Annotated in this window: 10 protein-coding genes; 4 read left to right on the top strand and 6 right to left on the bottom strand. The window is 61.5% G+C overall.

The window, feature by feature from the left end; all coding sequences use genetic code 11:
• Nucleotides 1-126 precede the first annotated feature (126 nt).
• Entirely contained in the window at nt 127-4,260 is a 4,134-nt protein-coding gene (locus tag AB4037_RS34060; RefSeq protein ID WP_441774581.1) for an NACHT domain-containing protein, read from the top strand.
• 173 nt (nt 4,261-4,433) lie between these two features.
• Here AB4037_RS34060 and AB4037_RS34065 read toward each other — a convergent pair whose 3' ends face one another.
• The 5 genes from AB4037_RS34065 to AB4037_RS34085 all read right to left on the bottom strand — a co-directional run bounded on the left by AB4037_RS34065 (nt 4,434) and on the right by AB4037_RS34085 (nt 6,674).
• The gene (locus tag AB4037_RS34065) at nt 4,434-4,574 is read right to left on the bottom strand and encodes a hypothetical protein (protein ID WP_441774582.1); all 141 of its coding nucleotides are present in this window, start codon (nt 4,572-4,574) and stop codon (nt 4,434-4,436) included.
• Between the two features lie 100 nt (nt 4,575-4,674).
• Nucleotides 4,675-5,388, bottom strand: a complete 714-nt coding sequence (locus AB4037_RS34070) for a tetratricopeptide repeat protein (protein WP_441774583.1) — start codon at nt 5,386-5,388, stop codon at nt 4,675-4,677.
• A gap of 89 nt (nt 5,389-5,477) precedes the next feature.
• Nucleotides 5,478-5,843 carry a hypothetical protein gene (locus AB4037_RS34075; protein ID WP_441774584.1) on the bottom strand — a complete coding sequence of 122 codons (366 nt, stop codon included), beginning with the start codon at nt 5,841-5,843 and terminating at the stop codon, nt 5,478-5,480.
• A 284-nt stretch (nt 5,844-6,127) separates the two neighbouring features.
• A complete protein-coding gene (locus AB4037_RS34080; protein WP_441774585.1) occupies nt 6,128-6,346 on the bottom strand; it encodes a conjugal transfer protein TraD in 219 nt (72 codons plus the stop codon).
• Between the two features lies 1 nt (nt 6,347).
• Nucleotides 6,348-6,674 (bottom strand): conjugal transfer protein TraD, encoded by a 327-nt coding sequence (locus AB4037_RS34085; RefSeq protein ID WP_441774590.1) that lies wholly within the window; start codon nt 6,672-6,674, stop codon nt 6,348-6,350.
• 169 nt (nt 6,675-6,843) lie between these two features.
• On the opposite strand from AB4037_RS34085, the gene traA reads away from it, so the two are divergent.
• Nucleotides 6,844-9,891: a Ti-type conjugative transfer relaxase TraA gene (traA, locus tag AB4037_RS34090; protein ID WP_441774586.1), complete on the top strand. Its 3,048-nt coding sequence runs from the start codon at nt 6,844-6,846 to the stop codon at nt 9,889-9,891.
• 129 nt (nt 9,892-10,020) lie between these two features.
• Nucleotides 10,021-10,236, top strand: coding sequence for a helix-turn-helix transcriptional regulator (locus AB4037_RS34095; RefSeq protein WP_441774587.1), 216 nt, complete (start codon nt 10,021-10,023; stop codon nt 10,234-10,236).
• A 25-nt stretch (nt 10,237-10,261) separates the two neighbouring features.
• On the opposite strand, the gene AB4037_RS34100 is transcribed toward AB4037_RS34095, so the two are convergent.
• Nucleotides 10,262-10,975 carry a hypothetical protein gene (locus tag AB4037_RS34100; protein WP_441774588.1) on the bottom strand — a complete coding sequence of 238 codons (714 nt, stop codon included), beginning with the start codon at nt 10,973-10,975 and terminating at the stop codon, nt 10,262-10,264.
• 724 nt (nt 10,976-11,699) lie between these two features.
• Between AB4037_RS34100 and AB4037_RS34105 the strand changes: the two genes are divergently transcribed.
• Nucleotides 11,700-12,898, top strand: a 1,199-nt coding sequence (locus AB4037_RS34105; protein WP_441774589.1) for a SpvB/TcaC N-terminal domain-containing protein, incomplete at its 3' end; no start/stop codon positions are given.

A 12,898-nucleotide genomic window follows, 5' to 3' on the forward strand; every position in this document is an offset into this window, starting at 1 on the left:
CGGCGCCATTGATCACTTCAAGCCGGCGGGGAACCCGCTCAGGGTCAAGCGTAAGGTCAAATCTAGACACAAAACGATCCCGATTCAGAGACCGTCAGCCTGCCAGGCAAACTCGAGAAACGAAAGGTGGGAACAGGACGACGCTTACCTGTCGACGCCAAGGATTCGAAATTCACTGTAGACGAATTGCGCGGGTGGAAGAGACAGACGAACGAGGATTCGTGGCGCAGCGTGATGCACAACGTGCCGTACGGGCCCAACATGCAAGCACCCACGCCGGACGACCTGGGGCGCCGCCTGCGGGCAGCGGCCTCAGCCGATCTGGCCGTGTTCCGCCGAACGCCCAAATGGCCGGGCACAAACGTGGCGCTCACGCTGACGTTAAAGGTGAAGCACGTGCACGAGGCACTGAGCACGCGCGCGCTTGCCAACGCCGTGACCACGCTGGATGACCTTATCCTTGTCGCGGCACCCGGAATGGGAAAGACGACAACCCTCTTTCAGATCGCCGACGGCGTGCTGGAGATCGGTAATGGCACTCCGCTTATCGTGCCGCTTGGAGATTGGGCCACTGAAGGCGATGCGCTGCTCGTATCCATCCTGAAACGCCCCGCGTTCAACGGGATTTCAGAGCAGGATTTCCGCACCGTCGCGACGAAGCCTGGCGTCGTGCTGCTTCTTGACGGTTGGAACGAACTGGATGCCGCCGCACGCGAACGCGCGCGCGTGCAAATCACGGCCCTCAAGACTGAATTGCCGGAACTCGGTCTCGTCATTTCCACGCGCAGGCAGGCCCTCGACATTCCTTTCGGTGGGACACGGGTCGATTTGCTGCCGCTTGACGACGAGCAGCAAATGGAGATTGCGCGCGCCATGCGCGGCGAGGCTGGCGCACAGCTAGTCGATCAGGCGTGGCGGACAGCGGGTGTCCGCGAACTCGTCACAATCCCTCTCTATCTCACGGCACTGCTGTCGCTGCCAGAAGGCGCGCCTTTTCCGACCACAAAGGAAGAAGTGCTACGGCGCTTCGTTGCCGCGCACGAGCAGGAAGCCCGCCATGCGGCGGCGCTTCATGCCGTGGCCCTCGGCTTCCAGCAGGACTATTTAGATAATCTCGCCGTGTTCGCCACGACAACGGCTAACACGACGATTACGGACAGCAACGCGCGCAAAGCGGTTGCTGAGACCGCGCGGGTCCTGATGGCCGATGGGCAGATGACCATCACCACACAGCCCGACACGTTGCTCGACACGCTTGTCAGCAATCACGTTCTGACGCGCTCCGGCGACACGCCGGGCTATTCGTTCCAGCACCAACAATTTCAGGAATGGTACGCCTCGCACCACGTTGAACGACTGATGCTACAAGCCGTCAGCGATCCGGCAGCACGGGAGAAACTGAAGGCCGACGTGCTCGATCAGCGCCCGTGGGAGGAAGCAGTCCTGTTCGCCGTCGAACGGAGCGCGCGCGGCTACGTCGCGCAGAAGGCCGCATGCAGCGCCGCCATCCGAACAGCTTTTGAGGTCGATCCCGTCCTCGCGGGCGAGATGATCTTCCGCGTTACCGACGAGGTATGGGCACCGATCGGCGCCGAAATGCGGAACCTCGCCGAGCAGTGGCACGCGCCCGGCAAGGTAGATCGCGCGGTGCGTTTCATGATCGCGTCCGGCAGGCCGGAATTCGGCGATCTTCTTTGGCCGCTTATTTCGCACGCGAACACTCAGGTGCACTTGTCTGCCCTCCGGGGGGCAAGGCGATTTCGTCCGTCCGTGCTCGGGAGCGATGCCCCGGCGCGGATCGCGGCGTTGCCTCCGGACATCCGAAAGAACGTGCTGCATGAAATTGCCTCGCACGGCGCAATCGATGGCCTCGACCTCGCGACCGCGATTGCGAAAAACGACAGCGACCCGGATGTGAAAGCGACGGTGGTCGATGCGCTTTCATTTCGGCGGGCGGATCGCCAAATCGCCGACTTGCTCGCCGACGCGGGCGACGCGACTTACGACATCCTCGCCGAGAAGGGTCACCTCAACGACATAGCAGTCAATGCCGTGCAGCAGGAACTCCAGCGAGCGCGCGAACGGCGCAAGGCCGCTGGCATTTCACACTTCCAGCGCCTGCGCACGCTCATCAACGCGCCGGGCGGAGATGACTGCGACGCCGAGGTTGCTGAGATTATCGCCGAAATGGAGATCGACCGGAAGCGCGATGGCGAAATGCACCTGTTGTACGAAGTGAGAAGGCGCTATCCGCGGGCCCTCGCTGACGGGCTGCTGCGCCGCGTGCGTGAGCATCGCGAACTCTTCTACGGCGCAGACAATATTCTCGCGGCCGCTGGGTTTGCACTTGAGGACGACGCGCTGCTCGGGATCACCCTCGAAAAAACAAGCCGCCACGACGATCGCGCCGAGGCCGCCGCTTCGGTGCTGGGACCAAACGCCGTTGGTCGGCTGATCGACGCGTATCTTGCCGCTGGGAAAGTCGTGCGCGACGCCAGCGGGAAGTACGACCAGGAGGTGGGTGAACGCTATCACGGTCTGCGCGCCCGTATCGGCCACACGCCAGGCGCAAGTTTGGTGGCTGCCGTTCAGGCTCGGGCGGTGAACGCTGATAATGAGGAAATCGTCCAACTGGCCGAGCTGTTTTCCCGCGATACCTACGGCGACGAAGAGTGGGCGCGACCCTTTAGTGAGGAAGGCTTGGCCGCGATAGGAGTGTTGGCGCGCGATTGGGCCGAGCACATGCTTGCCGCTGGGGATGAGAAGCGCTGGCGAGTGGCCACCATTGCAACGATGATGAGCCATGCGCCGTCAGTCGCGCATCTTCCACACTTGAAGAGATTGCTAGACGACAACCTGCGTCGCTATCGTGCCTTCCGCGAAAAAGCGATCGCGAGCGGCTGGAAGAATCGCGACGCCGTACAAGAAGCGCAACATCCGCATATGCACGAATACCAACGTGCGTTTTTGGCGATCAATGCGCCGGAGACCACTGCCCTAATGTGTGAATACCTGACGGATGAGCATTTTGGCGAACTCGCGGCACGAGTACTGCTTGTCCATTGGATCAAGGCAAACGAGCCCCAGAACGACAAGACGTTTCGCAGCAGTGTAGATTTTTCGGGCGTACAAGCCCGCCGTGAGGTTCGCGCAGTGGCCCCCACGACGACCTCGGCCGAGGCGGAAGTGATCTTCGGTGCAATCGACACACTGGTTGTCGATGGCGCGACGGATGCGCAACTGAAGCTGGGAATTGCACTCGGCACAGTCGGAGCACGACTCCCGCATGGCCAGCGTGACCTGACGATCCAGAAACTCATTTCTCTTGCGCCGAGGCAAGCGCGCGCAGCCTTGCTGTTGTCACTGATCCTCTCTGGCGAGGACATCGACATCAAGCTCGTGTCCGACGGCATTGCTGAGACCTTTGAGGCGGCCAAGAAGGAGACTTGGATTCTCACTCAAAGCGACGCCTATCAACTACGTGATTGGTTGCGTCTTTTGCCGTTTGGGACGCCAGTTACCGATCTGCCCGCTATTGTGCGCGGGATTCCGGAGACGCAGCGCAATCCACGCATGCTCGAAGAAATGGTAAGCGGGCTCAGCAACTTGTCTTCGAACGAAGCAGAAAGCGTGATCTTCACGCTCGCAGAAGAAGACCCGCGCTTTTATCAGAACAATCAGTGGCGCGCGACCGCGTTGAGCCTTAGTAGCGCCTCGGCCGCGCGCAGTCTCGTTGATTTGACCATCAGCGGCGCTCTTGACGGCACGTCGTACGATGGGTGGCACTGGCGGCGCGAACTGGGTGGCTTGATTTCGGAATTTCTGGAGGTGCGCGCCTACGTCTATGACCTGTTGAAGGATGGGCCGACAACAAAGCAGCTTGCCTCGCTGGCCAGCGCAGTCGCCGAAGAACCTGACACGGACGGCGTGCTGATACTGATTGATTGTGAGATTAGAACCGGACACTCATTTATGGGACGGCAGGCAGTGGAAAGCGCCGTCACAGAGCACGTCCCGGCAGAGAACTGGAAAGGTGCTTACAATATCGTGCCCGTTCCGGCAGCAGAGCTACGCCGAAAGCTGCTGGCGATGACGGGCAGCGGCGGCAAGGATGATCCCGCTGCCCGCTGTCTCAATCTCATAGACAAGCTCCGGGACGAGTACGGTGCGCCGGAATCGGAACCACGCCATCCCGATCTTGCGTCAGGGCGCCCTTGGCCGATCTTGACGCCCGATCCCGACGCCGAGGACGGGAGCTGATTTGGTAGGCGAACGATCCGGGCGAAATGTCGGCCCGAAAGCGAGCGCGCGTCTGCATTCCAGCTTTCCTGTCGCACAGCCACCAGTCCATTCACGGCCCTAATCCGGTCATGCCAGTGCAGAAGCGGAGCACGCTACGGGCTTATGATCGGCGATTGTGACGAAGGGCTATCCTACATGGCAATCGGCGCTGCCTCTTCCCGGCTTCGCCCCTCCACCACCGCGGCAAGCGCCAACAGCCGACGGCTCTGGTTGGCGTGTTTGGAACTGGCTGCCAGCCGCCGAAGCTCGGCTGGCGTCAAATCGGTTCTCATCTTTACCGCTGATGGCATGCGCGATACCCCCCGCACCCCAGGGAATCAGATCAGGATGATTTGCGGAATCCCCGTGAGTCAGAAATCCTGCCCGTTGGTATTAATTGCATGGCGGCCGGGAGGTTAGCTGCTGAATGACGGCACTATTGGCATGCTTGCGTGCTTTTTCAATCCACTCGTCCGACGTCGAACAGTCCTTCGTCACTCCTTGCCCAGTTCGGTACATTTCGCCAATTGCGAGCTCCGCATATGGATCGCCATTTTTTGCGGCGATCAAAAAGCGGTCCATCGCTTCTGTCTGGTTGGTCGGAACCCCCTGACCATAAAGGTATAGATAGCCGATCGATGTTTGGGCGGGTGCATGTCCGTGATCGGCAGCTTTCTGATACCAACGCATCGCTTCGGTATAATCTTGAGGCACGCCATTGCCACGCTGGTAGATATACCCAATAGCATTTTCAGATAACGATAATCCTTTCTCAGCTCCCTTTTGATACAGGATCAAGGCCTGTCTGTAATCGCGAGGCACTCCTTGGCCGGTCAGGTACAGGAAGGCCATTTGATTAAAGCCCATCGCATCGCCTTGATCGGCGGCCTTCTGGAACCAGTGCAACGCCTCGACAAAATCTTTCTTTTCGTAGGCGTTGTTCCCTCGAAGTATGGCATCGTGGGAACTTGCGTTGGTCGCACTCAGGTTTCCAAAATTGACCGAGCGAGTGACGCTCTCATCGCCGGCTCGAGCGGGGCCGAGTGGCTGCAAAGCTACGAACAGCATGCTCAGGATTGAAATTGTTGCAGAGCTGATATTTGGCATATGTTCCGCGCAGCTGACGGGAGGTAAAAAAGGCCGTGATGCGGTACAGCCTTGATGACGGGAAGCAGAATAAAGAGGTCAGCTTAGCCCTACACGCCATATTTTAGTTGGCCGGCATCAACGACGTCTGATCCCATATGCTCAACAAAACAATCGCGTATTTTTTGGCGATGCCGATCCCATCTGGGAGCCATTCGCTCGCTCTCGTTCTCATATTCAGCTAGAAATACCCATTCTACGAATTGATCCGGTGTAACGTAACCGGAACGAGGAATAAGATCGGTCACATGCATGAATTTGTCGCCGTGCATTCCTCCACAATAGCCATGGCAAACGCAGACGGTGTGAATGAGCGACTCGAATCTATTCTTTGCTTTCATGGAACATACGCGATTATGAAACGGATCGTCCGCGCGCGCCTTGGCACCATATCCTTCTTGGGCGTAGGTCGGCAATGAGTTGTTTTCCGATTGAGATTGTCCCTTCCTCTACAAGGCGTGCAATGTCGTCGAGCATTTTTCAACAAAGGCGAGCAATTTCGGCGGATTACGATACGCAACGACAAGCTTGCAGACAGCTACCTTGCCGTTCTCAAACTCGTATCAGCTCGCATCTGGCTAGACAGCAATAGCTCTGCGGCTGAGGGGCCCAGAGACCGCTCCCTGCAACGAATTTGCTGCTATTCGAAACCGCTGCCTGCCACATCGCATCCGATGTCTAACGCACCGAAATATCCGTTTCAATCTTGTCCGAACGCTCTCTTTCCCTTTGAGACCCAGAGCACACGTGCTTGTTCGCCTTGATCGCTCGTCAGTTTGCCCGCCATCCAGAGCAGCGCGCCGTAAATCATGGCGCGGTCATCGCCGGTCAGTTCGACGAGCCCGGCTTTGATGATGAGACCGCCGAGTTCTATGAGATGCCTCGTGCGCTTGCGGCGCTCGACTTGCCATTTGCGCATGTCATGACGCGCCCGTGCCGCCTGATGCCGATTGCGTTCGATCCGGTTGCGCTGGAGCGCTGCTCGTATTGCGATCATTTGCAGAAGCAGATCGCCGTGCTCGCACCTGGAAAAACATGGCTCCGCGCTTGGCACATACCTCTCTCCTGCTGGCGTCTTTCGTCTCGGCCAGAAGGAGCAGCGCGCCGGCGAGTTCTTCGGCGGTCAGCGCGTCGGCGCCGGTGGCAATCACCAATTCGCCAAGCTGCTGCACCTTGCGGTTCTTGAGTTCCTTCGCCTTGTCTTCCAGCGCTTTCAGTTCGGCATCGAAGTTTCGCGGTTTGCGCATCATGTCCTCCAGGATGTTGATGCGACGAGGATAGTCGAGCCTCTGTCGAAACGCTGCAGGGTTGCCGAGACAGGCTGGGACCGGATAGTCGCTCCCGAGATTTTTTCGAGGGAGGGCGCGCTTATACGTCGTTCCGACGTGCGCTCGACTGTGCCATCTCCGGATCGCGATGGCGATCTATCATCTTCACGTCAAGGTCATCGGCCGCAAGGCCGGCTCCAGTGCGGTGGCCTCCGCCGCCTATCGCTCGGCCTCGCGCTTGCGCGACGAGCGCCTTGACCGCAGCCACGACTTCTCCGCCAAGCGCGGCATCGTCCATTCCGAGGTCATGCTGCCGGAACACGCGCCCGCCGCGTGGCGTGATCGCGAGCGCCTTTGGAACGACGTTGAGGCCTTCGAGATCCGCAAGGATGCCCAGCTTGCCCGCGAGGCCGAGTTCGCCCTGCCGCGCGAACTGAGCCAGGCGCAGGGCATCGAACTTGCTCGTGACTTCGTGCAGGCCGAATTCGTCGATCGCGCCATGGTCGCCGATCTCAATGTGCATTGGGATGTCGGCGAAGACGGCATGCTCAAGCCCCATGCCCATGTCATGCTGACCATGCGCTCAGTGGAAGTGAATGGCGATGAGCGTGGCTTCGGCCAGAAGGTGCGGGAGTGGAACCGCACCGAGATGGTCGAGCATTGGCGCGAGCGTTGGGCCGAGTTCGCCAATGAGCGCCTGGCCGAACTCGACATCGATGCCCGTATCGACCATCGCAGCCTGGAAGCCCAGGGTATCGCGTTGGAGCCGCAAAGCCAGGTCGGCGCGCCAGCGCAACGCATCGAGCGCGAGGGTGCTGAGTATCGCGGCGTCGAGGATACTGGAATTGCTGCCGATCGTGTCGAACTGCATCGCGAGATTGCCCGAGGCAATGGCGAGCGGATCATCGCCGATCCGTCTCTGGCCTTGGATGCGATCACCCATCAGCAATCGACCTTCACGCAGCGCGACATGGCGCTGTTCGCCCATCGCCACAGCCACGGTCTCGATCAGTTCAACCAGCTGATGGGTGCGATGCGGAGCGCGCCGGATCTGATCGAACTCGGTCAGGACGGACGCGGCGAGGACCGCTTCACCACCCGCTCGATGATCGAGGCCGAACAGCGCCTGCATCGCGCCGCCGACCTGATGGTGGAGCGGGAACGCCATGCGGTCGACGACGCGGATCGAGATGGAGCGTTGGCGCGTGCATCAGAACGGGGTCTCGTTCTGTCGGGCGAGCAAGCCGATGCGCTGGCGCATAGCACCGATGGACGCGCTCTCTCCATCGTCGTGGGCTATGCCGGCACCGGCAAGAGCGCGATGCTGGGCGTGGCGCGGCAGGCCTGGGCAGCAGCGGGCTACGAGGTCCACGGCGTCGCCTTGTCCGGCATCGCGGCGGAAAATCTTGAAAGCGGATCCGGCATTGCCTCGCGCACCATCGCCAGCATGGAGCATGGCTGGAGCCAAGGACGGGACCTGCTCACCTCGCGCGATGTCCTGGTGATCGATGAAGCCGGCATGGTCGGCACGCGGCAACTGGAACGCGTGCTCTCCCATGCCGCAGAGGCTGGCGCCAAGGTCGTGCTGGTCGGCGATCCCCAGCAGCTGCAGGCTATAGAAGCGGGCGCTGCCTTCCGCTCGATCCATGATCGTCATGGCGGCGCCGAGATCGGCGAGGTGCGGCGTCAACGGGAAGCCTGGCAGCGGGACGCCACCCGCGATCTGGCAAGCGGCTGGGTCGGTGGAGCCATCCACGCCTATAGCGCCCATGACATGGTGCATGCCGCTCAGACGCGGGAGCTGGCACGCGAGGATCTGATCGAGCGCTGGGATCGCGATCGCCAGGCCTCGCCTGATGCCAGTCGGATCATCCTCACCCACACCAATGCCGAGGTGCGTTCGCTCAACGAAGCGGCGCGTGAGCGGTTACGAGCAGCCGGCGATCTCGGTGTTGACGCACAAGTGACAGTTGAGCGCGGCGAGCGCAGCTTTGCCAGTGGCGATCGCGTCATGTTCCTGCGCAATGAACGCAGTCTCGGGGTGAAGAACGGCACGCTCGGCACTATCGTCGAGGTGAACCCGCAATCCATGTCGGTGCGCGCCGATGATGGCCGATCCGTTGCCTTCGATCTCAAGGACTATGACCGCATCGACCATGGCTATGCCGCGACCATTCACAAGGCCCAGGGCATGACGGTGGACCACACCCATGTGCTGGCAACACCAGGCCTGGATGCCCATGGCAGCTATGTTGCCCTGTCACGCCACCGTGACGGCCTGGAGCTGCATTACGGTCGTGACGACTTTGCCGATCGGGACCGGCTGGTCCGAACCCTGTCGCGCGACCGGTCCAAGGACATGGCATCGGACTACGAGCAACGAGATCCGGCGCGGGAATATGCCGAGCGGCGCGGCATCAGCTTCCGCGAGCGCGTCGCCGAGATCGTGCGCAAGGTCGTGCCGGAAAAACTGCGCGATCGGATCGACCAGTTGATCGATGGCTTGCGCTCGTCAGCGGATGGTGCGCCTAGCAGAGAAACAGGGCAGGGGCCGGAACGGGAAATAGAAAGAGCCGGGACGGAGGTACGGCGCGAACCCGCTGCGCCCGAAAAGGACGTTGTCGAAGATCCCGAGGAGGCACTGCGCAAAATCCGCACGCGAGCGCTGCTGCGCCATGCCCGTGCCGTGGATGCTATCTTCGCTGAGCAGGAAATCGGCGGCAGGGCCAGCCCTGAGCAAACGCGCGAATTGAAGGAAGCCCGTGATGCCTTTGAGAAGGTGCGGCCCTACGGCTGGCGCGATGCCGAGGCGGCCTACCTCAAGGATACCGACCTTGCCCGCGAGGCGGCCGGTGGCAAGCTCGGTCGCGCCATTCGCGCCCTCCAACTCGAGACCGAAATCCGCACCGACCCACAACGTGTTGCCGATCGCTTCGTGGAGCGCTGGCAGAAACTCCATCGGGCGAGCCAGCTCCAGTATCAGGCCGGCGACTTCGCCCACTACAACGCGACACGCTCAGCCATGGGCGACATGGCCAAGAGCCTGGAGCGCGATCCGCAACTGGAATCCATCCTGGCCAGTCGGAAGCGGGAACTCGGAATCGCCATGGAGCTCGACTCAGGCCGTCGCCTCGGTGTGGAACTCGCCTTCAGCCATGGTCTCGGCAGGGGGCGGGGATTGGACATCGGCATTTGACCCATCCGATCTGCCGTCGTCTCCGCGCCATGGCACGCCGAGGCAGAAAACACTCTTGCACCTCCGCAACCGTCTGTCCTGTCTGGTCCCAACAACAGCCAGAAACAGCCAGCAGGAGGCAGCCCGCCCATGCGCGAGCCAGACCGTATCATTCGCCTGAAAACCGTGCTGTCGCGAACCGGGCTGTCCCGGTCCACGATCTACCGCAAGATCGCCGAAGGCACGTTCCCGCCCCAGGTCAAGATCAGCATCAACGGGGCGGGCTGGCATGAATCCGAGATCAATCGCTGGATTGCCAACCCCGCCGGATGGCGTCCAAAAGGTGAGTTCGATGGGTTCTGGTAAAGGCGATCGGCCCGCCTCCTGCGGACTATGCCCCAGACCCAGGCCGGCGAGCGCGCGAGGCCTCACGGTCGCTGCCGGGCATGAAGGCATTGGGCTCTAGGACCTGGACGATGCGGATCAGGTCTCGGAGCGCCGAGCGGATCTGCGGCTGGGGAAACTCGGTGTCTTCCTCCCAGACTGCGCCTTCATGGAAGATCATATCGAGCTTGCCGGCGATGCCGGCAAGTGAGGTGGCCGGCGTGGCAGTGAGGGCCTCGACGAGTTCCAGTTCCCGCTCGCCCGCTTCCACCTCTGCTTGCTTGGTGGCTGAGTAGCCGATCCGCTCATCGACCGCATCCCAGCGCGCCTTATGTGCAGCCAGCTCCGCCGCGGCTTTCGCTCGTAGGTCAGCCGTCGCCGGATCCGAACCACAAATGTCCTCGACCGTGTCCGGCGAGAAAATGGTCAGCGTCTTGCCGCTCTCCGGCAGGCGAAGTGTCGTCTGTGGGAAGCCGATGTCTCGAACGAGCTTCGTCTCGAGGCGTTGCTGTCTATGGCAGAGTGCTTCGGTTCTGAGCGCTGCTGTCTTCCATTCCTGCCAGGCCAACAGCGCTGGATCGGGGCTGTCGTGACCGGTCTGCGGTTCGGCCGCCTGCCCTTTGGCCTGGAATGAGCAGGCGAGCGCAGCTATGGCTGTGCCCACCAGAAGGCGCCGGCGGGTGACGAAAGACAAACTCATGTTATGGTCGGAATCAGCCATGATCCGAGCTCCCGTAAGCTTGGGTTGTGGTTAGGTCGAACGGAATGGTGCAAACATTCCGTTCGACCGCAAATTCAGAACTACAAATTTACGTACATACCGTACAATACGGATAATCTCATTGTCAAACTTGCCCGATTCTCCCGAGACGAAAACCGAACGTTTTGAACTGCGCCTCAAACGGGAATTGTTGGCGCGCATCGATGAATGGCGTCGCAGTCAGGCCGATCTTCCCAGCCGATCAGAGGCATTTCGACGCTTGGTGGAACTCGGTCTGCGTGCGGCCGGTCAAGCTGACAATTCTCAGGAGCGGTAGGTGATAGCAGATGCTGTAAGGTGCATCGGTGGCCGACGCGAAATCTGCCCACCCAAAAATAATAGCGCAGCCCACTGGCGAGTACGGTATTCATCAAACTCGATAGGTTGTTGCTCGCTCTTTCTTGATATCAAAGTAAACTGCTACCTCTTTCCGTGACGTCGGCGTGGATTACGACATGAATGTGTCACTCCCTCAAATTTGCCATATTGAGACTCGCGAGGTGATTTCCTAGCTTGGCGCTGCGTGCAGGGGGCTGCGCGCTGGAATCGTCAGGGGCTGGGAATGATCGGGAATGCGGGCGGGCGTCATGGGGCGCCTGGTTTGGTTCGTGCGGGTTCGTGTGACGTTTCTTCCCAGTCCAGCGTAGAAAATCGAGGTGGGCGCTCACGCCCATCCGTTGGACGCGTGTCGTTGCGGGTCCTGATGGTTGCGGGTGGCCTGGCCGGCGCGCTGGCGCCATCGGTCACGGCGCTGGGTCAGTCGGGTTCGGGTAGCGCCGGCAATCCGGCTGCGATGGGTGGCGCGCCGGTGGCGGGAGCGCCTTCGGTTCCGACCTCCGATCCGACGATCGTTCGTCCGGCCCCCTCGTCCCAGCCCGGCATCAGCACGAGCCAGCCCCCCTTGTTGCCCGACCTGATGCGGGTGGACCCGGCCGCGGCGGGCAAGGCCGCCGCGTCACAGCGCGGCACGGACGGATCGGGGAGTGGCACGGGCTCCGGTCTGTCGAACAAGCCGGAAAGCCAGGCGGGCACATCGGCTGCCAAGGGGGCGGCGGGCAGCGAGAGCGGGCAGGGCCAGATTAAGGACGGCACGGGCGAGGCTGCGATTGCGCCGGAGGAAGGCGCCGCGGATGCGCCTGCCCAGAGCTTGGCGCCCATGGCGGCAACGGCAACGGTCGGAGATGCAGGCGACGCGCTGAAGGCGCTGGCGAGTACAAGCGCGCTGGCGACCAAGGCGGAGCCTGCCAGCTTCAACGGCTCCTTCACGCAGTCTGTGTCGATCGCGGTGCCTGTTTATCACGGTCTCGAGCCCAAATTGTCGCTGCGCTATGATTCCAATGCCGGAGCGCGGGCAGGAGGCTATTGGGCTGGCCTAGCCGGCGTGGGCTTTTCGCTGTCGGGCCTGTCGGACATCACCCGTTCCTCGGCGGTGGGCGGGGCGCCGCGCTATGCGGATACGGACGAGTTCGTGCTGGACGGCGACCGGCTGGTAGCTTGCACGGCGGGGATGACCAGCCCGGCCTGCACCACGGGAGCGGCCGGAGCCGGGGTGAGCTACTACGCTACCCGCGTGGAAAGCTTCGTGCGGGTCAAGCGCATCGTCAGCGGCACCACCACGAGTTGGGAGGTTGCGGCCCGGGACGGCACGGTCTCGACCTATGTCTCGCCGGCCTCGGTGCCGGGCTGGTACACGAACGGTGCCACGCCTTCCAGCGATGCGCAGCTTCGCGACGATACGCGCTGGCTGCTGCGCAAGGTGAGGGATACGCATGGCAACGAGGTCGGTTACGACTATGCCTGCGTGGGTGATCCCATCTGCTGGCCGGCCTCGATCAGTTACAACGGCACGCGCATCGCCTTCAACCTGGAGGCGACGAGCGGCGC

The sequence above is a fragment of the Labrys sp. KB_33_2 genome, from assembly GCF_052114505.1.
Lineage (GTDB): Bacteria > Pseudomonadota > Alphaproteobacteria > Rhizobiales > Labraceae > Labrys.